Annotated in this window: 19 protein-coding genes; 6 read left to right on the forward strand and 13 right to left on the reverse strand. The window is 35.7% G+C overall.

The annotated features are described in order from the left end of the window. A partial coding sequence (locus tag ABJI11_RS17465) for an aspartate kinase (protein ID WP_348355182.1) occupies window positions 1-490 on the forward strand: 490 nt, incomplete at its 5' end. Here the strand turns inward: ABJI11_RS17465 and ABJI11_RS17470 are convergent. The 7 genes from ABJI11_RS17470 to mfd form a co-directional block, all read right to left on the reverse strand. Next, window positions 487-1806, reverse strand: coding sequence for a thioredoxin-like domain-containing protein (locus tag ABJI11_RS17470; RefSeq protein ID WP_348355184.1), 1320 nt, complete (start codon window positions 1804-1806; stop codon window positions 487-489). The two genes, ABJI11_RS17465 and ABJI11_RS17470, sit on opposite strands and share 4 nt — an antisense overlap. A gap of 132 nt (window positions 1807-1938) precedes the next feature. Next, window positions 1939-2271: a hypothetical protein gene (locus ABJI11_RS17475; protein ID WP_348355187.1), complete on the reverse strand. Its 333-nt coding sequence runs from the start codon at window positions 2269-2271 to the stop codon at window positions 1939-1941. Between the two features lie 8 nt (window positions 2272-2279). Beyond that, window positions 2280-2609, reverse strand: coding sequence for a hypothetical protein (locus ABJI11_RS17480; protein WP_348355190.1), 330 nt, complete (start codon window positions 2607-2609; stop codon window positions 2280-2282). Between the two features lie 100 nt (window positions 2610-2709). Then, on the reverse strand, window positions 2710-3984 hold the full coding sequence (locus tag ABJI11_RS17485; RefSeq protein WP_348355193.1) for a serine hydrolase domain-containing protein: 1275 nt from the start codon (window positions 3982-3984) through the stop codon (window positions 2710-2712). A 58-nt stretch (window positions 3985-4042) separates the two neighbouring features. Continuing rightward, window positions 4043-5056, reverse strand: coding sequence for a 3-dehydro-L-gulonate 2-dehydrogenase (gene yiaK / locus ABJI11_RS17490; RefSeq protein ID WP_348355196.1), 1014 nt, complete (start codon window positions 5054-5056; stop codon window positions 4043-4045). 99 nt (window positions 5057-5155) lie between these two features. After that, window positions 5156-5482 carry a TerB family tellurite resistance protein gene (locus ABJI11_RS17495; protein ID WP_348355199.1) on the reverse strand — a complete coding sequence of 109 codons (327 nt, stop codon included), beginning with the start codon at window positions 5480-5482 and terminating at the stop codon, window positions 5156-5158. Window position 5483: 1 nt separating this feature from the next. Then, window positions 5484-8852, reverse strand: coding sequence for a transcription-repair coupling factor (mfd, locus tag ABJI11_RS17500; RefSeq protein WP_348355202.1), 3369 nt, complete (start codon window positions 8850-8852; stop codon window positions 5484-5486). A gap of 126 nt (window positions 8853-8978) precedes the next feature. On the opposite strand from mfd, the gene ABJI11_RS17505 reads away from it, so the two are divergent. Next, a complete protein-coding gene (locus ABJI11_RS17505; RefSeq protein WP_348355204.1) occupies window positions 8979-10328 on the forward strand; it encodes an NAD(P)/FAD-dependent oxidoreductase in 1350 nt (449 codons plus the stop codon). Here the strand turns inward: ABJI11_RS17505 and ABJI11_RS17510 are convergent. The 5 genes from ABJI11_RS17510 to ABJI11_RS17530 are packed head-to-tail and all read right to left on the reverse strand — an operon-like array spanning window position 10325 to window position 16997. Continuing rightward, window positions 10325-11128, reverse strand: coding sequence for a tryptophan-rich sensory protein (locus ABJI11_RS17510; RefSeq protein WP_348355207.1), 804 nt, complete (start codon window positions 11126-11128; stop codon window positions 10325-10327). The two genes, ABJI11_RS17505 and ABJI11_RS17510, sit on opposite strands and share 4 nt — an antisense overlap. Window positions 11129-11186: 58 nt before the next feature. Continuing rightward, window positions 11187-11858: a ligase-associated DNA damage response endonuclease PdeM gene (pdeM, locus tag ABJI11_RS17515; RefSeq protein WP_348355210.1), complete on the reverse strand. Its 672-nt coding sequence runs from the start codon at window positions 11856-11858 to the stop codon at window positions 11187-11189. Between the two features lie 14 nt (window positions 11859-11872). Continuing rightward, a complete protein-coding gene (locus tag ABJI11_RS17520; RefSeq protein ID WP_348355213.1) occupies window positions 11873-14341 on the reverse strand; it encodes a ligase-associated DNA damage response DEXH box helicase in 2469 nt (822 codons plus the stop codon). After that, on the reverse strand, window positions 14341-15975 hold the full coding sequence (locus ABJI11_RS17525; RefSeq protein ID WP_348355216.1) for an ATP-dependent DNA ligase: 1635 nt from the start codon (window positions 15973-15975) through the stop codon (window positions 14341-14343). Before ABJI11_RS17525 ends, ABJI11_RS17520 begins: the two co-directional genes overlap by 1 nt. After that, the gene (locus ABJI11_RS17530) at window positions 15972-16997 is read right to left on the reverse strand and encodes a ligase-associated DNA damage response exonuclease (protein ID WP_348355219.1); all 1026 of its coding nucleotides are present in this window, start codon (window positions 16995-16997) and stop codon (window positions 15972-15974) included. Before ABJI11_RS17530 ends, ABJI11_RS17525 begins: the two co-directional genes overlap by 4 nt. Window positions 16998-17099: 102 nt before the next feature. Between ABJI11_RS17530 and ABJI11_RS17535 the strand changes: the two genes are divergently transcribed. Then, window positions 17100-17522 carry a TerB family tellurite resistance protein gene (locus tag ABJI11_RS17535; protein ID WP_348355222.1) on the forward strand — a complete coding sequence of 141 codons (423 nt, stop codon included), beginning with the start codon at window positions 17100-17102 and terminating at the stop codon, window positions 17520-17522. Window positions 17523-17571: 49 nt separating this feature from the next. Here ABJI11_RS17535 and fbp read toward each other — a convergent pair whose 3' ends face one another. Then, window positions 17572-18582: a class 1 fructose-bisphosphatase gene (fbp, locus tag ABJI11_RS17540; protein ID WP_348355225.1), complete on the reverse strand. Its 1011-nt coding sequence runs from the start codon at window positions 18580-18582 to the stop codon at window positions 17572-17574. Window positions 18583-18689: 107 nt separating this feature from the next. Between fbp and ABJI11_RS17545 the strand changes: the two genes are divergently transcribed. The 3 genes from ABJI11_RS17545 to ABJI11_RS17555 form a co-directional block, all read left to right on the forward strand. Then, a complete protein-coding gene (locus ABJI11_RS17545; RefSeq protein ID WP_348355228.1) occupies window positions 18690-19172 on the forward strand; it encodes a GNAT family N-acetyltransferase in 483 nt (160 codons plus the stop codon). Window positions 19173-19206: 34 nt separating this feature from the next. Next, the gene (locus ABJI11_RS17550; RefSeq protein WP_348355231.1) at window positions 19207-20454 is read left to right on the forward strand and encodes an aspartate kinase; all 1248 of its coding nucleotides are present in this window, start codon (window positions 19207-19209) and stop codon (window positions 20452-20454) included. Window positions 20455-20535: 81 nt separating this feature from the next. Then, a partial coding sequence (locus ABJI11_RS17555) for a lysophospholipid acyltransferase family protein (RefSeq protein WP_348355234.1) occupies window positions 20536-22315 on the forward strand: 1780 nt, incomplete at its 3' end.

The following is a 22315-nucleotide window of genomic DNA, read 5'->3' on the forward strand; positions in this document are numbered from 1 at the left end:
AAAACGTCTATCAGATGATTTAGAATTTAGGGCTACTCATAAAATTCTAAAAGTGTTGAAGAATATTGGCGAGATAACGGTAAGATCTTCCTTAACCGATTACACTTTTTTAGCTTCTGATAAGATATTGGTGCACCAAGCCAAGTTGCTAGAAGAGATTAATAATAACCAAGATGTTTTCTATACTTCTAGTCGTGGTGTAAACGAAATTAATATTGTAATTAGTAATGTGATGGATAAAACAGTTGAGAGACTGTTTAAAGATGAAAAGTGTACTCAAAAAGCAGAAGAGCTATCATCTATTACTGTAAAATTACCTGCGGAGAATGTTTCGGTACCTGGTATCTATTACTTTATTTTTCAAAGATTAGCTTGGGAAGGTATAGTGTTATATGAAGTTATTTCTACTACTAATGAGTTTACTATTTTAGTTAACGATGAGCAAGTAGATATGGCATTTAAAACTATTAAAGATTTAAAGTCACTTTAGTTCTCTAAAAATTCAACGACTTCTTTATCAGACTCCGGTTTTGCTAAAAATCGCTTTTCACTATCTAATATGAAATAAGTAGGTGTGCTTTGTATGCCAAAAATTTTCGCATAGTCACTTTCCCATCTGCCTAATGCTATAGCGTGATTAAAGTTTGGCAAAGTAGCAGAAACTTCTTTCCAATTAATATCATCATCTTCTAAACCTACAGCTATAATTTTTAAATTCTCGTAGCCTTCAATTTCTTTATGAAGTTGAGGTAGCTCTTTTAAACAGTGTGAGCACGTGCTACTCCAAAAAACCAAAAGATAGTTCTCTGTCGGTTCCATGGTCAAAAGCGATTGTGTTTTGCCATTTGCCTGCCAAGTAATATCTGGAGATATGGCACCTATTCTTAATCTTGATGCCATTTCTATCTCATCAACTAATTTTTGATTATTATTGGTTACGGCAAGTTTCTTTAAATGGTTATTAAAAATATAGTCTTGTACCGTTGGCATGTTGTTTACCTCGGCAATTTGCCATAATTGATACATAGTTCTTTCTTGAAAACCTATAGGAGTAAGTTTTATCTGAGCTACCGTAGTCTCTATGTTTTTGTTTACCTCAACTGCTAATTGTTCTTTGGTCGTGATATCTGTAGGTAATGCTGAGAAAACATAACTGGCAAATTTGTCTATTAAAAAATTAGAGCCTTGTAGCACGGGGTCGTTAATAGCTAAATGATCAAAATGATGTTGTTTCTTATTTTTAAGAAATGTTTCTAAATCTTCAAACTTAGCAGGAATGTAACTTCTGTTCGCCTTTATAAATTTATGAGCAATGGTTGTAACATGCTTATCTTCAAAAGAAGTCTGGATAGCATTTAACTCCTTTAGTATGCTTGTGTATTCTTTGTTAGGTTCGTTTTTGGTTTCATAAAATTCTATCAACCTATCTTGAGCTTCAATTATCTTGGAAAAATATTCTCGGTACCATTTATTTTCTATAGAATTGGTAATAGTCAAGCCATCTTTTAAATCAAAATTAAATTTCACATCTTCTTTTTTATCATAAATGACATCGATATAAAACTCATCTTGTGGTACTGCATAAACCAATCTATACATACCAGCTTGAGCTGTTGCTGGCATTTCTAATGTAAAAGCACCATCTTTTACTGCAGTATCAGCACTGTATCGTTCTCCGTTAGGAGTTAGTTCGTAGGATATCAGCCATTTAAAATCTTTAGGAGGGGAGAAGTTCCCGGCTATTGAGCCTTGTGCTTGAATATTTAACGAAAAAAATAAGAGGCAAATACTGATGAATACTTTCATATTTCTTTAAAAACAATTATCGAACCAAAATGAATAGTATACATTATAAAAAAACCTGAAATTATGAAGTATACTATAAAGTCAATAAAAGTAATATTCACGTGGCAATTGTGGGCTTAAATTTTGAAAAGCTTATGAAAATTCTTTCTGAATCTCCATATGGTCAAGGGCTTCTTTAATTTTTAGAAGTTCTTTATCATGAACAAAGCCGTCAGAAATAGCTACTTCGTCTAACACTTTGGCTACTTCTCTCTTTTTAGGTAAAGACATTAAACTTAGAATCTTAAAAGCTTTTTCCTTATTTAAGTTCCTGGCTTGACCAACAAAGAAACTATCAAAAGAAAAACGGTCCATTAGTTGGGTAAGGTAGCGCATTTCAGCAGGGTCAACTTTGCTATCCGCTAGGATAACATAGTCTACCATTTTTACTACGGCCAATTTTTCTTCTTTTGTAAAATCTATCATACTCTTACTTACTCTGTTTCTTCTCCTAACCCAATATTAATAAATGTCTCTATAATAAGATCCATTTCTTTTTTATGAATGGCACCGTCAGATATGGCCACTTCATCAAGAATCTCTGCTAGAGCTTTCTTTTGTTCATGTGGTATATTGTATAGGGTCACTAAAGCATTGTCATGATCTAATAGTTTTGCTCGCTCTAAAAATGCATCGTCAAAACCAATACCAACTTTTAGTTTGTTTAACGTTGCTAGTTCACCAGGATGAATTTCACCATCGGCCTCTATAACTTCGTAAATCATTTTAACAAAGGCTGCTTTTACAAACTCTTCAAACTCCATTTTTTAATTTTAGGAGTTGAAAGATATGAAAAACAACACGAATTTTAATAGTCTTTAACACTAGTTGTTCAAGCTTATTTTAAATGTATGATTTATACTGTTAAAATGGATATGGACCATATACAGCATCTCTAAATTCTTTATGAAGGTTAATTTGATCGTATGGAAAAAGCTGAACAAATAGTACAGCAGTCAATTTATTTACTGGATCTACCCAAAACAGGGTAGAAGCAGCACCATCCCAATAAAATTCTCCCACGACACCATTATTTTCCTCTGGAGTTTTTGGTGGTGCTACACGAACAGCGAAATCAATACCAAAACCAACCTCCCCTTTGCTTGGTAACCAAGAACGTTCTTTAATACTGTCCGCTAGTTGATTGGTTGCCATAAGTTGAACTGTTTCTGGTTTGAGGATTTGAACGTTATCTAAACTGCCTTCATGTACCAACATTTGAGCAAAACGCATGTAATTATCTAAAGTGGATGTAAGACCGGATCCACCTCTAGTTAATGGCCAATGTTCTGTATAATTACTATAGGTGACAGAATCTTGTACTAACTTACCTTCAGCTTCCCTAATATATAGCTTGGCAAATCGGTCTCTGTCTTTTTCAGGTATATAATATCTAGTTTCGTTCATTTTTAAAGGTTCAAGAACAAACTTTTGTACATAGTTAGCATACGGAATTCCAGAAATTCTTTCTACTAATAAAGCTTGGACATCTACACTTGGTCCATATTCCCATTGGGTGCCCGGTTGAAACCATAATGGTGTTTTTCCCATTTTTTCTGCCATTTGTGTCAAGGTGTTTTCTCTGTTCAGGGCATCAGCATCTTGCATTAAAGTACTTAGACCGGGTATATCAGAGCGGTTGGGAAAACCTGCAGTATGTCTGGTAATATCTCTAATACTTATTTCTCTTTGCAAAGGTTCGGTACGTACTTTATTGTTTTGATCTACTCCGGTATACACGGTCATATTCTCAAATTCCGGAATATATTTAGAGATGGGATCGTCTAATTTAAATTTTCCTTCTTCAAACAGTGTCATTAATGCTGTTCCTGTAATGGGTTTGGTCATGGAATATATTTGAACAATAGTGTTCCTTTCCATTGGTTTGTTTGCTTTAATATCGGCATAACCAAAAGCATTGTAATACACTTCTTTTTCGTTTTCAAAAATAAGTGCAGAAACACCTGCAATATTTCCAGACTTTACAAAATTTTGAAGCACACAGTCTATTCTAGCTTTTGCAGTCTTAGTGATAATTGTAGGTGCTACCGCCGTTTGTATTGTTATTTCTTCTTTTTGCACTTCTTTGCACGAAGTTGTAATTATGAGAAATAAAATACTATAAACTAGTTTTTTCATGCTGAGAAAATTGGTTGTGGTATTTAAAAATAAGGAATTAAACAGGTATATTTTTCAACTACTTTAATAACAGAAGTATTTCTTCCCAGATTTTGGCATTGACCTGCATACCTTCTATTTCAGATTTTTTTCTAGTCATTAAAGTTCTTTCACCTGGGTAGAATGTCCGGTCCCCTTTTTTCATTGAAGGTCCGTCATGTGTAAACTGAATAATTTCGTTTAACAGGTTTTGTTGTATTTCGGTATCTGAGAAAGAACTTGGGTCTATACACATGAACACTTGGGATAGTGCTGTTTCATTATTCTTAAGTCCGATTTTATAAGTACAATTCCCTGCGGAAAGTAAGGTTGCCAACATATCTAATATCATAGAAAGTGCAGATCCTTTCCAATACCCAACAGGTAAGGCGCGCCTAGAATCTATTATGTCTTTTGGGTGTTTACTAAGCTTATCGTTTTTGTCCCAACCGCCAACAAAGGGTAGCTCTTCATTTTTTAAATCCAGACTTTGCATTTTTCCGAATGAGAATTGTGAAAGTGCCATATCTAAAACAACATGACCTTCTTTTCTTGGAATACCAATTACTAAAGGGTTGTTTCCTATTCTGTTTTCCTTTCCTCCCCAAGCAGGCATGTTGGGTATGGTATTGGTAAATAGTATTGAAATACAACCTTGCTCTGCCGCGCGCCAACCATACGTTCCGCCGCGCATCCAATGATTGGTATTTTTAAGTGCTACCAAGCCCATACCATGGGTTTTGGCTAATTTAATGGCTTGATTGGTACATGTTAGTGCATTTAAGACTCCTGACCCCAAATTGCCATTCCATCTTTCCATACTACCCATAGAGGCGGTTTTAGTGGCTATAGCACTGGTCTTAATCAAACCTTTATTGATATAATCTATAAATGCAGGGACTCTATTTATACCGTGGGAGTAAATACCATCTAAGGTGCTCTCGGTATGTATTTTAGCCAGCACTGTTGCTTGTGCTTTTGTAAAAGAGTTTTTAATGAACAACGACTCCAATACAGATTTCATTTCTATGGATGAAATTTTTATTTCGCTCAAAACGGTTTATTTTAATTCAACCGTTAAGATACATAACTTGTTTAGCTTGGTAAATTATATGAATGTCTACGTAGCAAGAACGCTACTTTTAAGAAAGGACTAGGCTTTTTTAGATACCCCTATTTCTGAGAAAACATGACGTATGACATCATCTTCCTTTTCATGAATATACCCATCAGATATTGCTACCTCTTTCAGTATCTCTGCTAGTCTCACTTTTTTAGCTTCTGTCATGCCTTTAAGAATGTGTACACTCTGGTCAATATCAATTGTACGGGCTTGAATTAAAAAATTACTATCAAAATCAATAATTGGCATTAATTTACTTAACGCATTAATTTCACCACTGTGAACTTGACCATCAGCTACAATAACTGAATCTATAAGATGTACAATCGCTAATTTTTCCGGTATGTCGAATTTCATATTATGCAGTTGTTTTTTCTTTTATTTCAAATGGCTTCAATGCCAAATATGCCCTATCTACAGATCGTATATTTTCAAACACTAATAACAATCGTAGACCGTTACGGGTCTTTTTTTCTTTTATTTTACATTTTTGTGCATGTGACTGCACGTATTGTAATACTCTGGTAAATGTTGCAGTTTGATAAAATGCCGATTGTTGGTCGCTAATAAAGTAACCAATCATTTTACCCTGTTTCATTATTATTTTTTCAAGACCTATGCTATTTGCTATCCATTTAATACGAACGGAATTTAATAGATCTTGAGCTTCTTCCGGTAATTCGCCAAAACGATCAACGAGTTGTGCCTCAAACTTTTGAAGCGCTGCTTCGTCTTTTACCTGATTCAGTTCAGTATATAACGTTAGTCTTTCGGTTATATTATTAATGTAGTCGTCTGGAAAAAGTAATTCAAAGTCAGAATCTATTTGAGTTTCCTTCACATAAACCTTCTCATGTTTGCCCTCAACTTCTTCATACAGGTCTTTGAACTCATTTTCTTTTAACTCATCAATAGCTTCAGCTAGAATTTTCTGATACGTTTCAAACCCAATTTCGTTGATAAATCCGCTTTGCTCACCGCCCAAAAGATCGCCGGCTCCACGAATTTCTAAATCTTTCATGGCAATGTTAAAACCACTGCCTAGTTCTGTGAATTGCGCCAATGCTTCAATACGTTTTCTGGCATCATTGGTCATGGATTCGTAAGGCGGAGTAATAAAGTAACAAAATGCCTTTTTGTTTCCACGACCTACACGTCCTCGCATTTGGTGCAAATCACTCAAACCAAAATTGTTGGCATTATTTATAAAAATAGTGTTTGCATTGGTAACATCTAGTCCGCTTTCTATAATGGTGGTCGATACCAATACATCAAACTCACTATTCATAAAACCTAGCATTAAAGCTTCAAGCTTTTTACCGTCCATTTGTCCGTGTCCAACAGCTACTTTAGCATCTGGTACCAAACGCTGGATCATACCGGCAACTTCCTTAATATTTTCTATACGATTATGAATAAAAAATACTTGTCCGCCACGCTCAATTTCATAGCTAACGGCATCTCTTATAATTTCTTCATTGAAACGTACAACTTGACTTTCTATTGGGTACCTATTTGGTGGGGGAGTTGTAATCGTAGAAAGGTCACGAGCCGCCATTAAACTAAATTGTAGCGTTCTTGGTATTGGGGTTGCTGTTAATGTAAGCACATCAACATTTTCTTTGATAGACTTTAATTTGTCTTTTACGGCTACTCCAAATTTTTGCTCCTCATCAACAATTAAAAGTCCTAAATCCTTAAACTGAACATTTTTGTTTACCAATTGATGGGTGCCAATAATGATATCAACTTTTCCTTCTCCTAAACGCTGAATGGTTTCCTTCTTTTCTTTCGCTGTTCTAAATCTGTTCAGGTAATCTACAGTGACCGGCATATCTTTTAAACGCTCGGCAAAAGTACGATGGTGCTGAAATGCCAATATAGTGGTAGGTACTAAAACCGCAACCTGTTTGCCATTATCTACTGCTTTGAATGCGGCACGTATGGCAATTTCTGTTTTTCCAAATCCAACATCTCCACAAATTAAACGATCCATAGGTCGCTCACTCTCCATGTCTCTTTTTACATCTTCTGTAGCGGTACTTTGATCCGGAGTATCTTCATAAATAAACGAAGCCTCTAATTCATTTTGTAAATAACTATCTGGGTTGTATTGAAAACCTTTTTCAAGCCTTCTTTTTGCATAAATTTTGATCAGGTTAAAGGCAATCTTCTTAACACGAGATTTTGTCTTGTCCTTAATTTTTTTCCATGCACCTGATCCTAGTTTGTAAATTTTTGGTGGTGCGCCGTCCTTACCATTGAACTTTGATATTTTGTGTAATGAATGTATGCTTACGTATAAAATATCACGCTCGCCATACATTAATTTAATAGCTTCTTGCTTTTTGCCTTCTACATCTATTTTCTGTAAACCGCCAAATTTGCCAATACCGTGATCAATGTGGGTAACGTAATCTCCAATTTCTAATTTGTTCAGCTCCTTTAAAGTAATTGCTTGCTTTTTGGCATAGCCGTTCTTTAGATGAAACTTATGATAACGCTCAAAAATTTGATGATCGGTATAACAGATCAGTTTTTGATCATCATCTATAAACCCTTGAAAAAGCGGAGATACTATAATCTGATAATGAACTTGTTGGTTTACTTCCTCAAAAATATCATGAAAACGCTTGGCTTGCTGCTCGCTGGCACAAAATATGTAATTGGTATAGCCTTGGTCTTTGTATCCGTTTAAATTCTCAATTAATAAGTCGAACTTTTTATTAAAAGATGGTTGAGGTTTAGAATGGAACTCAACTAAGTTGGGTACATCACGCTTTGCATCTAGGGTTAATACGGTAAAGCCTGATAATTGCTGATTGAATTCTTTGCCGCCCATGAACAACTCTTCAGGTTCGGCGTGTTTTATGTCTTTTGATAATTTTGTAAAAGCTTCTCTTGCTTTTTCAAAGAAATCATCTAATCTGTCGTATAAATAGTCGGTATTTTTAGCAAAAACCAGTGTATTAGAGGCTACATAGGTTAAAAAACTCTGTCTTTTATCAATCAAAAACTTATCTGCCATGTTGGGCACAATAGTTATGGACTTCACCTTTTCTTTAGAAAGTTGTGTTTCTACATCAAAGGTTCTAATACTATCTATTTCGTCACCAAAAAACTCAATTCTGTAGGGTTCGTCATGTGAAAATGAATATACGTCTACAATACCGCCACGAACAGAAAACTCACCAGGTTCGGTAATAAAATCAACTCGTTTAAATTTATATTCAAATAAAATTTCGTTTAAAAAATCTAATGAAAGTGTATCCCCTAATTTCATTTTTAGGGTATTCTTGTCCAATTCTTTTCTAGTAACCACTTTTTCAAAAAGTGCATCTGGGTAGGTAACAATGACCGCAGGTTTCTTTCTAGAATTTATTCTGTTTAAGACCTCTGCACGTAACAGTACATTAGCATTGTCCGTTTCTTCTATTTGATAGGGTCTTCTATAACTGCCAGGGTAGAACAGCACATGGTCTTCACCTATAAGACTTTCAAGGTCATTTAAATAATAGGCGGCTTCTTCTTTATCATTGAAAATAGCCAAAAATGGGCGGTCCTCTGATTGAAAGATGCTAGAAAGTACAAAGGATAATGATGATCCTACAAGACCTTTTAATTGAATGTTTTTAGTTCCTGAATTTTCAGATTCGGCAATAGCATGCTGCAGTTTCCCTATTTGGGGAGACTGATTATACCGTTGTTGGATAGAAGAATGACTCAACAGTTTAAAATTTGTACAAATATAAGGATACCTAAGAAATGGATACCACTCATTATTATCATATATGGGTTACTTATTACCCTTAAAAAGTTGCAACTTGGGCTATAGCAGAAAAAGTGTTGTAATATGGAAGAGAATGAGTTTGATGTTTTTGTAATAGGAAGTGGTATAGCTGGGCAAACAGCGGCAAAAGCTTGTGTTAAAGCGGGATTAAAAGTTGGTATTGCCGATAATCGTGAATTTGGTGGTACATGTGCCAATAGAGGTTGTGATCCTAAAAAGATTTTGTTGGGTGCTTTGGAGGCTTATGAATTGAGTAACAACTTAAAAGGTAAAGGTATTAGCAAACCAGCTAAAATCAATTGGAAGCAATTACAGAAATACAAGCGAAATTTCACAACCAATATTCCGGTTTCTACAGAAAGGATATTGAAGGATAAGGGAATTACATTGTTTCATCAATCTCCAAAGTTTATCGATGACACTACGCTAATGGTAGAAGGTAAAAAGGTTACTGCAAAGAAAATCGTCATTGCAACGGGACAAGTTCCAAGAACTATTGCAATACCAGGAGCCAAGCACTTTAAAAATAGTGATGACTTTTTAAACCTTAAGAAATTGCCTAAGCAAATGATATTTATAGGCGGAGGATATATTGGGATGGAGTTTGCACATATGGCGGCAAGAGCTGGAGTTGAAGTTACCGTTTTAGATACAGGTAGTAGACCGTTGCATGCTTTTGACCCCGACTTGGTAAAAGAACTAAGAAAATATTCAGAATCTATTGGGATAAAATTCATTTTCAATGCGCAACCAACAAAACTGAAAAAGAAACGAAAAAAGCTCACCTTAACATATGAGGTTAATGGAAAAGAAAATAGTATTGAAGGTGGCTCCGTATTCAATACTGCAGGTCGTGTGCCTGCATTAGCAGCTTTGGACTTAGAAAAAGGTACGGTTGATTTTAGCGATAAAGGAGTTGAGACTAATAACTTTCTGCAGAGTAAAAGCAACCCTAATGTGTATGCATGTGGCGATGTTTCCGATAAAAATTTGCCGCTAACTCCGCTATCGGGTAGGCAGGGTTGTGTAGTAGCCGAGAATATTTTAAATGGCAATAAGAAGGAGTTGGAGGTGCCTGTGATTCCGTCAGTTGTATTTACATTGCCAAATTTAGCAACCGTTGGTTATACTGAAGAAGAGGCAAGAGCCAGATACAAGAATATAAATGTCAACTTTGAAATAGCGACAGATTGGTTCAATGCTAAACGAATAAATACACCTTTGTATGCCTATAAAGTTATTACGAATGCAAGAACCAATGAGATTGTAGGTGCTCATCTATTAGGACCCGATGCTGGTGAAACTATCAATATTTTTACCATGGCAATTAATAATAACATGACCGATACCGATATAAAATCTACTATATTTTCCTATCCTTCTTGGGTGAACGATATAAAAAATATGATTTAAGAGTTGTCTTTCATTCGTTCTTGAAGCTTTTTGAACGGACTGGTTTTATGATTTTTCATACCGTGAATTGCTACTGCAATAAAAAGAATAACTGACCCGGTCATTGCTGAATAGGCAATGTATATGTTAGAGCCATTATGTCTAATGAAAACAGCAATTAATGCCCATACACCTACCAAGGCGAACTCACGCATATTTCTTTTCCATATCATGAGCAAGTTGATAATAGTGGCTGCCACAATCATATTAATGGTCCAGGCTTGTTCAGATAAAATGCCCCCGTTCCAGTCTAGTTTGCATAAATATGCTGAAATATTGGCTATGGTGGCAACTGAAATCCAACCGCTATATAAACAAATAGGCCACCAAACAAAAGCAAGTACTTCTATAGGCGCATCCCAACGTTCCATATTGGTGTTCAGAATAATTTTTATCAAAGAAAGCAGTATTCCTAACATGATAATAACGGAAAGTCCCGTGTAATTGTACATAAAAGCAAATACCCAGCAACAGTTTAAAATATTGGCAAAAAAGAACCAATATCCTGTTTGTTCAATAAAATCACTTGGTTTATTACTGAAAAAAGCTCTTTTTACTTGAAAAATGCCATAAGCCAGTAAGCCTAAAAATATTGCGCCCCAAATGGCAAAAGCGTATCCTGCCGGGGTAAATAAGTTTTCATACTGGGCGCTCATTTCACCTATGGTAGTATCATTAAGTGAAAATGCTTGTGAAATATAATTGACGGCAATAACCAAAATAACCGATACCAAATTAAGAACGGATAGTTTCTTTTTCATAAGGGTAAAAGTATAGTGGTTATCTTATAAAGTTATGCTCTTTAGCAGATTAAACGAACTATTTTCGATAAGAACGCTTCTTTTTCACCTCTTTTATAGGCACAGGTAGTACGGCATCGCCTAAAAGGGCATAAATCTCACAGCCATCACAAGGTTCTAAAGTATACGTTCCGGTAAATTCACCAAAAGCGGGTATGATCATTTGATGTTCCGTTTTGTAGAAACATGATAACCGAACCGATTGTCTTCCTAATCCACTTAATTTAATGGCAGGATGTATGTGCCCCGAAAAATTGAATAAGCCGTCTCTTTCTTCAGGGTGATGTGTTAGAAGAAATGATTCTAACACTAATTCTGGAATCACTTCTATATGTAATTCTTCATATTTCAGCGGAGAAATAATATCATGATTACCACTCACTAAAATTATTTCTTGAGCGGTTTTTTGTACCCAATTTTCAAATAACAACCATTCTGTATTTAAAGCAGAATGGAACAAATCTCCTAAAAAAACAATCGTTTTAGGTGTAAAATGGTCTACAACTGTAGTTAAGGTATCAAAATTTTGTTGTACGGCTTGTTGTGGAACAGCGGCGCCATATTTTCTAAAATGAGAAACTTTACCTAAATGAACATCACTTATCAACAGCATTGATTGTTCTGCCCAATAGAGCGCTCCAGAAAAGTGCATTTCAAAAGTTTGCTTATGAAGGGTAATGGAATGCGTCATTGATGCAAAATTACTTATTTCTTCATCAACAGAGCAGCCATTTTTTTAATACGGTCTGCCAGTTTCTCGCTAGATAATTTTTCGCGACCCACACGTTCTGTAATTAACGGAAAGGAAAATGGAGTGGGCTGTGCACATGCTTTCCAAACGATATCTTGTGTAGCAATTCTTTCTAAGGATAATCGTAAACGACCTTCCTCTAGCTGGTGTTCAAAGGTTTCGGTAAATGCTTGTTGAAATAATAGATTATCTGGTTCGTAATCCCTAAAAACATCGAACAGTAATTGAGAACTACTTTGTAGATGTTTCATCTTAATTCCTTTTTTAGGATATCCGGTGAAAACCATGCCGCTTATAATGGCAACATCTCTAAATCTACGACGCGCCATTTCGGTAGCATTTAAGCTTTTCTGCAAATCATCCAACATAAAATCAGTGGTGAAAAGATCATTATCCAGCACTTGCTGAATATCTATGGGTTGGTCAGATAATAGTTCAAAACCATAATCATTAAATGCCAAAGAAAATGTAATAGGGGATAGCAAACTAATACGATACCCCAGTAAACTACCCATAGCTTCATGAACAAATCTACCTTCAAAAGGGTAAAAAAGATGATGATAGCCATCTCGGGTCTTGAAGGTTTCAATCAAGAATTCTGATGGTTTAGGTACAATGCTGTCTCGTCGTTGTCGGTCAAAAAGTAATGCCAACGCTCGTATTTCTGCTGATTGATTTTTTATTGGTTCGCCTGAACTGTATAATTCATTTCGTAATAATTCTGACATCTGGGCAGATAGGGTAAGTCGGCTTCCCATCCAACTAGAAATTTTGTTTGTTTTCTTGTTAGAATTCTTTACCTGTACCGTCATTTCCTTAATGCGGATGAATTCTAAATTTCTACCTGCAAACGTAAACACATCACCTCTATTAAGTTTAGATACAAAGAACTCTTCTATAGATCCAATATAACCGCCTTTTTGATATTTTACGGCTAAATTAACATCGCCCACAATGGTGCCTATTTGAAAACGATGTCTCATAGCCACACCTCTATTGTTTACTTTAAACTTACCATCTTCTTCCACCTCTACTTTTTTGTACTCATCATAACTTTGTAGGCTTTGGCTGCCTATGACCAAGAAGTTAAGTAGCCACTGCCACTTTTCTTCAGTTAAAGTCTGATAACAAAATGTCTGTTTAATTTCTGGATAGATTTCATTAGGATAAAATCCGTCAGAAATAGCCAATGTGGTTAAATACTGTAAGAGCACATCATAACTGTTGAGGTAGGGCATGCGGTCTTCTACGGTATTTTGCTTCACCGCTTTTTGTAATGCTGATGCTTCTATAAGTTCAATGGCGTGCGTTGGCAGAAAATAAATAACACTTTCTTTACCAGGTCTGTGACCGCTACGCCCAGCTCGTTGTAGAAAACGGGCTACACCTTTTGGACCGCCAATTTGAATTACAGTTTCTACAGGAGCAAAATCTACACCCAGATCTAAGCTTGAGGTACAAACCACTGCTTTAAGTTGCTCATTGCGGATGGCATTTTCTACCCAAACTCGTGTTTCTTTGTTAATGCTGCCATGATGCATTGCCATTTCACCGGCATATTCAGGGTGCTTTTCTAAAATTTTCTGAAACCAGATTTCGCATTGACTACGGGTATTGGTAAATAATAATGTGGTTTTACTATTGTTTATAATGGGCACCACATCTTCTAATAAATGCAGACCCAAATGCCCGCGCCAGGGGAAGGTTTCCATTTTTTTTGGAATAATACTTTTTACCGTAATCTTCTTGTTGATTTTGGCTTTTATGAGAACCGAGTTGTCAAGTGATTCTGATGCCACACCTAATAGAACATCTCGTGCCTGTTCTAAATTGCCTATGGTTGCCGATATTCCCCAGATTCGAAGTTTGGGCGATACATTTTTTAAACGAGATAAGGCAAGTTCCATTTGTACACCACGCTTAGTGCCCAATATTTCATGCCATTCATCAACTACTATAGCTGAACAGTCTTTGAAAATTTTCTCATAACCTTTTGTTGCCAATAATAGTTGTAAACTTTCTGGAGTGGTGATCAGCAAATCGGGCATTTGCTTTTTTTGTTTTGCACGCTCTTTGGTAGTGGTGTCACCTGAGCGAATGCCTACGGTCATTTGTGTACCTAAATCTAGGGTGATGCGTTCTGCAGATTGTTTTATTTCTTGTGATAATGCACGAAGTGGAGTAATCCAAATAGCTTTTAATCCTTTTTTATGTTTTGTTCTATAATCAGGATTGTTTTTAATGTAATTCAGTACTATAGGAAACCACAATGCATAGGTTTTTCCGCTTCCCGTGGGTGCATTTAACAGTCCGTTTTTACCCTGTAGAAAAGCTTTCCAAGTATCTTTTTGGAATTTAAATGGTATCCAATCTTGGTCTTGAAACCAGTTTTCCGCTATGGAGTATAATTGTTCTCGGTTCATTACGGAATTAGGTTTTTCAAATCATCCAACGTATTCGCTTCATGAATACTTTTATCCTTTCGCCAGCGTAACATTCTCGGAAAACGGGTAGCGATTCCGCTTTTATGTCGTTTCGATAAAGCAATACCTTCAAAGGCAATTTCAAACACGTGATGCGGAGTAACACTACGAACGGGACCAAATCTTTCTAGGGTATTTTTCTTTATCCAAGCATCTAATTTTCTAAACTCGGCATCTGTTAATCCTGAGTATGCTTTTGCAAATGTTACTAACTCTTTTTCTCCTTCCTCATTATCCTTCCAAAGGGCAAAGGTGTAATCTGTAAAAAGATTGCTTCGCCTTCCATGTCCCCGCATGGCATAGGTCAATACGGCATCAATAGTTAACGGGTCTACTTTCCATTTCCACCAGTCGCCTTTTTTTCGCCCAACTAAATAGGGAGAATCTTTTCTTTTTAGCATCAATCCCTCGCTGTGCATTTCACGAGAGCGTTCTCTTTCTTGTGCCAATTCATCCCAAGAAGTAAAATGCATGGTTTTAGATAGGTGTAGTGGAATAACATTTTGACTTTGCTCAGTAACCTTGCTCTTACTCTGCTCAGTTACATTTTTAAATAGTTTTTCTAAGTATTGTCTGCGCTCAATAAATGGCAACTGGCGAATATCTTTTCCTTCCCATTCTAAAATATCATAGGTTTTTAAAATAACCGGAACTTTTTTTAAAAGTTCTGCGGTAACATTTTTACGACCAATACGTGTTTGTAGGTCGTTGAAAGTGCCAATGGTACCATTAGGATATGGAAGAATTTCACCGTCTATTACCGTGCCGTTTGGAATAATACCAATGAAATTTTTGAATTCAGGATATTTATCGGTTACCAGCTCTTCGCCACGGCTCCAGACAAATAGTTCGTTATTTCTTAGAATTACTTGTGAACGTATACCGTCCCATTTATGTTCGGCAGACCATTCATTTATATCTCCTAAATCTGCTGCTTCGCCTTCTATAGCATAGGCTAAATAAAATGGATAGGGTTTAGATAGGTAATCACTTTCATTTTCCTCAAGTACCAATTGCTGAAAAGTTATGGTGTTTGGGTCCCAATTACCCATCAATTTGTATGCTAATATATCTTCATCTATTTCCGTGGCTTTTGCTAAAGCCCTGGTCATAAGTTTTTGACTTACTCCAATTCTGAATCCGCCGGTAATCAATTTTGTAAATACAAAACGTTCGTAGTAGTTGAGTACCTTCCAGTTTTCATAGAGGTATGCCTTTTTATCTTCATTAGTCTTCTTTTTCAAGGCAATCATTTCTTGTAAGAAAACCGTAAGACTTTTATCTGATGACTGATCTGCCGCAGGAATTACCAATGCTATAGTTTCGGCTAAATCACCAACAATATGATAGCTCTCTTCAAACAACCATAGCGGAATATTGGCTAATTCCGAAGCCCAAGTTCTTAATAGTGTAGTGCTCACCGGTCTTGGTGGTCTACGATGCGATAAAATTGCGATGGTCCACACTTTATCGGCATCATCAGCTTTTAAAAAATAGTCGGTCAATGCCTGTACCTTAACCGTAGTTTTATTGGTACTATCTAAAGTTTTTATCAGTAGGGCGAAATTTTTCATACAGATGCGGTCGATTTTGAAGCTAATGCAGTTTCTGTTTCTTCCTCGCCATATTGTGTGGCTTCGGTGCGGGCATCATAGCCTTGTTCTTTTAAATATTTTGAGAATATATCAGTATATCCATGGGTGCAAATTATTTTTTCGGCTCCAGTCGCTTCAATACTTTCTAAAAGTCCGGGCCAGTCGCAATGATCACTTAATACAAAACCTTTGTCTATAGCGCGTCTTTTTCGTGCACCTCTAAAAGTCATCCACCCGCTTGCAGATGCAGTTACATAAGGTACCATTTTCCTTATCCAAGTACTACCATGCGCACTTGGTGGCGCAAGAACAATGTTGCCTAACAATCGTTCTTTCTTTGTTTCTCTGGTAATCAATGTGGTTTTAGGGAAATCTACCAATGGGCGCAATACTTCTGTCATATTTTCAATAGCTCCGTGGGTGTATATTTCTCCTATATCCGTATCAAGATATTTTAATAACCGTTGTGCCTTGCCTAAACTGTACCCAAAAAGTATAGAGGTTTTACCTTCTGCTCTATTTTCTGACCACCAATTATTTATGTTTTCTAGAACCTCTGCTTGTGGTGTCCATTTAAATGCTGGTAACCCAAAAGTACATTCGGTTATGAACGTGTGGCATTTTATGGGTTCATACGGAGTAGAGATACCATCATTTTCAGTTTTATAGTCACCTGTAAATACCCAAACTTCACCTTTATGCTCTACACGTATTTGTGATGAGCCAATAATATGACCGGCAGGGTGAAGGCTAAATGTTACATTATTGATGACGAATGTTTCTCCCCATTCTTTACCCGTAACATTGATTTCTCCTAATCGATGAAGAATTATGGGCACGTTTCTATGGTGGGTAATATATTTTTTATGTCCGTATCTACTATGGTCAGCGTGACCATGTGATATTATAGCATGGTCAACAGGTTTCCATGGGTCAAGATATACTTGAGCCTTTTCGCAATAGATACCATTGCTTGTAAATTGTAATAGAGGAGATTTCATAGCGACAACAAGTTACAAATTTAGGATGCAAACAAAGTTGATGACAATCGAAACTATGACCTCTAAAAAAATTATATTTGCTCAATAATTAAAAAATAAGATATGTCTTTTGCAGATTTATATAGTAGCGGTGAGCACAGAAGAAACTTAGCTCATTTTGCAGCTTTAGCAACTTTGGCCTCTATAAACGGGGAAATAAGTATTGAGGAAAAAATGTTATTGGATCGTTTTGCTAAAAAATTGGACATTACAGAATCTGAATATTTAGAAGTTTTAAAAAAGGAGAATAAATATCCTATAGATTCTACTCCTAGTGCTGAGAAAAGATTAGAGCGTTTGTATGATTTGTTTAGAATTGTATACTCTGATCATAAATTAGACGAAGAGGAAAGAATTTTAATTAAGAAGTATGCTATTGGTCTTGGCTTTACAGGAGAAAAAGCAGATGCCATTATTGAACGTTCTGTAGCTATTTTTGGAGGAAAAATAGATTTTGATGATTATCTGTACCTAGTTAAGCATTAAGTTTTAGAAAGTATAAAATAAAAAAGGGAGCTTTTAGCTCCCTTTTTTATTAATGATATTTATTCAAAAATTCCTGTAGTTTTTCTACCATATTTCTGCTTCCACAGAAAAAGGGAACCCGCTGATGTAATTCTGTTGGCTCAATATCCATGATTCTATTTTTACCACCAATAGCCAATCCATTTGCTTGCTCGGCTAAAAATGCCATAGGGTTACATTCGTAAAGCAATCTAAGCTTACCACTTTGACTAACACTACTCTTTGGGTACATGTAAATACCACCTTTAATCATGTTTCTATGAAAATCAGATACTAAAGAACCTATGTACCTAGAAGTATAAGGTCTGTCATCCTCTTCCATTTGGCAATACTTGATGTAATCTTTTACGCCTTGGTGAAAATGTACGTAGTTACCCTCGTTTACAGAATAGATTCTACCATTTTCTGGAAATTTCATATTTGGGTGAGATAGATAAAAAGTACCTAATGCCGGGTTTAATGTAAAGCCGTTTACACCGTCACCAGTAGTATACACTAACATGGTAGATGTACCGTAAACTACATAACCTGCAGCAACTTGTTTGTGACCTGGTTGAAGAAAATCTTCCATAGTCACAGGTGTACCTACTGGAGTTACACGTCTGTAAATAGAAAAAATAGTTCCTACCGATACGTTTACATCAATATTAGAAGAACCATCTAATGGGTCAATAAGTACTACATATTTGTTTTGATGATTTTCATCGTTACTATTGATACTGATGAAGCTATCTTCTTCTTCAGAAGCAATACCGCAAACAATTTCTCTGTTTTTTAAAGTTTGAATGAATTTATCGTTCGCAAATAAGTCAAGTTTTTGCTGGTCTTCACCTTGTATGTTGGTTTCTCCAACTCCGCCTAAAATATCGATTAATCCTGCTTTGCTTACCTCGTGGTTAACCACTTTTGCGGCTAATCTGATCGCATTGATAAGTTTTGATAATTCACCTGAAGAGTATTGAAAAGAATCTTGATTTTCAATAATAAACTCTCCTAGTGTCTGATTTCTTTTTGGAGACATTTTTTAGTTTATGGTTTATACAAATATCGTGTATTTTGTTAAACGTTTCATTTTCGTTTTAATTACATTATGTAAATTTATAACTTCGTGTTTTATTTGTAACAATTATGGAATATACAATTAGAGTTGCCCAAAAAGATGACATGAAGCAGGTGCTTCAATTAATTCAGGAATTAGCCACTTTTGAGAAAGAAGATGATGCGGTAGAAGTTAGTGTGCAAAATTTAGAAGAAGATGGGTTTGGTAAACAGAAGTTGTTTCATTGTTTTGTTGCGGAAAAGAATGATAAAATCGTAGGTATGGCATTGGTATATCCGAGATATTCTACTTGGAAAGGTCCTGTTATACATCTAGAAGATTTAATTGTTACCGAAGAAATGAGAGGTACTGGTTTGGGTACCGCACTTTTAGATGAGGTGGTAAAATATGGTGATGAGTTGGGAGTGAAGAGAATTAGCTGGGAAGTTATAGATTGGAACGAACCTGCCATAGGTTTCTATGAAAGTAAAGGTGCTAATGTTATGAGAGATTGGGACGTGGTTCAATTAGATGAAACCGGAATAAAAAAGTACTTAAGCGCTTTAGCTTAATTAAAAAGAACAAAAAATTAGATACATATTGAGTATGAGGGTTTTTAAATTTGGAGGAGCATCTGTTAAAGATGCAGATGCTGTTAAAAATGTAGTGAAAGTTTTACAAGAAGTAGGGTATGAGAATACGCTATTGGTAGTATCGGCAATGGGTAAGACCACCAATGCTATGGAAGATATTATAAATGCATATTTTGATGATAAACAAGAAATACCTTCTAAGGTGGCAGAGTTGGTAGACTACCATCATGCTATAGTTTCAGATTTATTCCCCAATGCACAGCATGCCATTTATAAAGAGATAAAAATTCTTATTGATGAAATAAACGGGTTTTTAGTTTGGAACAAATCTCCCAACTATAACTTCGTATATGATCAAATAGTGGGTTATGGAGAATTACTATCTACTACGATTATTAGTGCATACTTTAAAGAAGTTGGTATAACAAACAACTGGTTAGATGTACGAAACTTCATTAAAACAGATAGTAATTATAGAGATACTACGGTAGATTGGGAGCGTACACAAGAGAACGTCACTAAAATTGATCAAAAAGTATTGAACATTACTCAAGGTTTCTTGGGCAGTGACGATAATAATTTTACGACCACTTTAGGACGTGAGGGATCTGATTATTCTGCAGCTATACTGGCTTATTGTTTAAATGCAGATTCTGTAACTATTTGGAAAGATGTACCCGGTGTTTTAAATGCCGATCCTAGGTATTTTGAAGAAACGCAGTTGCTTAATAATATATCTTATAGAGAAGCTATTGAATTGGCATTTTATGGTGCATCTGTAATTCACCCAAAAACATTACAACCTCTACAACGTAAAGAGATACCCCTTCATGTAAAATCTTTTGTAAATCCTAAAGGTAAAGGCACAACGGTAGGTAAGGGTGTGGGTATAGAGCCAAAAGTTCCGTGCTTCATAGTTAAAAAGAATCAGGTATTAATGAAGTTGTCTTCGTTAGATTTTTCTTTTATTGTGGAAGATAGTATCAGTGAACTCTTTAAATTGTTTCATCAACACAAAATAAAGGTAGATTTAATACAGAATTCTGCCATTAGTTTCTCTGTTTGTATCGACAACAAGTTTGGGGGCTTAGAAAAACTTTTACAACAATTAAAAAGTAAGTTTAAAGTGGCTCATCATGAGAATGTATCATTATACACCATTAGACATTTTAATACTAAAGCGCTAGAATCTTTACAGAATGGGCACGAGTTGCTTTTAGAACAACGTGGTAAAGAAACTGTTCAGCTTGTAGTGAAGTAATTTCAACGATACTTCAGTAATTTATAATAGGTACCTTCAGGGGCTATTTTCCTATATTTACAGTCTAATCGATGATGATTTATGGGTTTAGTTACCTCAAAGGAAATTGCCAAGGCTATCAACCTCTCTAAATACGGAGTGTTCGGTACTTTTGTTGGTTGGGTACTAATGAAAGTCACCAGAATATCAGCTATTAATAGATTCTATGATTCCATTGCTCATTTAGAAGGGGAAGACTACGCCAATGCTATTCTTGAGCATTTTGAGATTGATTACGAAATACCTGAAGATGATTTTAGGCGGTTGCCAAAAGAAGGGTCGTATGTAACGATCAGTAACCATCCATTAGGGGCTATAGATGGCATATTGTTGTTTAAATTAATGGTAAAGCAACGCCCTGATTATAAGATAATGGCAAATTTTCTCTTAGAGAGAATGGAACCTTTAAAACCTTATATACTACCAGTAAACCCTTTTAGTGACCATAAAGAGGCAAGAAGCAATTTAGCCGGTTTCAAAAAAACTTTAGAACATTTAAGAAATGGTCATGTGCTAGGTGTGTTTCCTGCAGGTGAAGTTTCTACATATAAAGATGGTAAGCTTATTGTTGACAAACCGTGGGAAGAGGCAGCTATAAAATTAATTAGAAAAGCAGAAGTTCCTGTAGTACCTATTTATTTTCATGCCAAGAATAGCTCATTGTTTTATAGGATTTCAAAACTGGGAGATTCTTTAAGAACTGCAATGATTCCTTCACAGGTGTTTTCTCAACGGAATCGACCTATAAAAGTGAGAATAGGGCAACCAATTTCTGTAAATTCCCAAAAAGAAATCGAAAGTTTAGAGGAATATACAGACCTATTGCGCCGTAAAACCTATATGCTGTCTAATGCATATGAAAAGGAACGTTTAATTGATCAGCTACCTACATCGCTTAAAATTCCTAAGCAGCCTAAAAAAATTGCCGATGCTGTCCGTAAAGAGGTCATGGAGGGTGAAATAGAAAAGCTTAGGGAAAAAGATTGCCGTTTACTTCAAAGTAAGAATTATGAGGTTTTTTTAGCGAAAGAAAAAGACATGCCATTTATCTTAAAAGAAATAGGCAGACAACGTGAAGTAACTTTTAGGGCGATAGGAGAAGGAACCAATAAAGCCATTGATTTAGATAGCTTTGATAGTTATTATCACCATCTTTTTCTTTGGGACAATCAAGCAAAATGTATTGTTGGTGCCTATAGGATGGGTATGGGTTCAGAGATTTTTCCTGAACACGGTATCAACGGTTTTTATGTGCAAGATCTTTTTAGGGTAGAGCCAGAATTGTATGGTATGATGCAACATTCTATAGAAATGGGCCGTGCCTATATAACCAAAGAGTACCAGCAAAAACCAATGCCTTTATTTTTACTTTGGAAAGGTATTGTGCATACTACATTGAGGTTTCCGGAGCATAAGTATTTAATAGGCGGCGTAAGTATCAGTAATCAATTTTCTAACTTCTCTAAATCATTGATGATCGAGTTTATGAAGTCTAACTATTGGGATCCTTATGTGGCGCAGTATATTAGACCGAAAAAGGAATTTAAGGTGAAACTGAATGACGCGGATAAGGAGTTTGTTTTTGATGAAACGCAAGCCGATTTAAATAAATTTGATCGTTTAATAGATGAGGTAGAACCAGGTAGTCTTCGTTTACCGGTTTTGATTAAGAAGTATATTAAGCAGAATGCAAAAGTGGTTGCTTTTAACGTGGATCCCTTATTCAATAATTCGGTAGACGGATTAATGTATATTAAGATATCAGATTTACCCGAGAGCACTGTAAAACCTGTAATGGAAGAATTTCAGGCAGAATTGGAAC

It is taken from the genome of Maribacter sp., from assembly GCF_039968975.1.
Classification (GTDB): domain Bacteria; phylum Bacteroidota; class Bacteroidia; order Flavobacteriales; family Flavobacteriaceae; genus Maribacter.

Excerpts from the sequence above, each read along its gene's own strand:
- ABJI11_RS17470 (WP_348355184.1), bottom strand. The coding sequence starts at position 1,806 with ATGAAAGTATTCATCAGTATTTGCCTCTTATTTTTTTCGTTAAATATT.
- ABJI11_RS17475 (WP_348355187.1), bottom strand. The coding sequence starts at position 2,271 with ATGATAGATTTTACAAAAGAAGAAAAATTGGCCGTAGTAAAAATGGTA.
- ABJI11_RS17480 (WP_348355190.1), bottom strand. The coding sequence starts at position 2,609 with ATGGAGTTTGAAGAGTTTGTAAAAGCAGCCTTTGTTAAAATGATTTAC.
- ABJI11_RS17485 (WP_348355193.1), bottom strand. The coding sequence starts at position 3,984 with ATGAAAAAACTAGTTTATAGTATTTTATTTCTCATAATTACAACTTCG.
- ABJI11_RS17495 (WP_348355199.1), bottom strand. The coding sequence starts at position 5,482 with ATGAAATTCGACATACCGGAAAAATTAGCGATTGTACATCTTATAGAT.
- ABJI11_RS17505 (WP_348355204.1), top strand. The coding sequence starts at position 8,979 with ATGGAAGAGAATGAGTTTGATGTTTTTGTAATAGGAAGTGGTATAGCT.
- ABJI11_RS17510 (WP_348355207.1), bottom strand. The coding sequence starts at position 11,128 with ATGAAAAAGAAACTATCCGTTCTTAATTTGGTATCGGTTATTTTGGTT.
- pdeM (WP_348355210.1), bottom strand. The coding sequence starts at position 11,858 with ATGACGCATTCCATTACCCTTCATAAGCAAACTTTTGAAATGCACTTT.
- ABJI11_RS17520 (WP_348355213.1), bottom strand. The coding sequence starts at position 14,341 with ATGAACCGAGAACAATTATACTCCATAGCGGAAAACTGGTTTCAAGAC.
- ABJI11_RS17525 (WP_348355216.1), bottom strand. The coding sequence starts at position 15,975 with ATGAAAAATTTCGCCCTACTGATAAAAACTTTAGATAGTACCAATAAA.
- ABJI11_RS17530 (WP_348355219.1), bottom strand. The coding sequence starts at position 16,997 with ATGAAATCTCCTCTATTACAATTTACAAGCAATGGTATCTATTGCGAA.
- ABJI11_RS17535 (WP_348355222.1), top strand. The coding sequence starts at position 17,100 with ATGTCTTTTGCAGATTTATATAGTAGCGGTGAGCACAGAAGAAACTTA.
- fbp (WP_348355225.1), bottom strand. The coding sequence starts at position 18,582 with ATGTCTCCAAAAAGAAATCAGACACTAGGAGAGTTTATTATTGAAAAT.
- ABJI11_RS17545 (WP_348355228.1), top strand. The coding sequence starts at position 18,690 with ATGGAATATACAATTAGAGTTGCCCAAAAAGATGACATGAAGCAGGTG.
- ABJI11_RS17550 (WP_348355231.1), top strand. The coding sequence starts at position 19,207 with ATGAGGGTTTTTAAATTTGGAGGAGCATCTGTTAAAGATGCAGATGCT.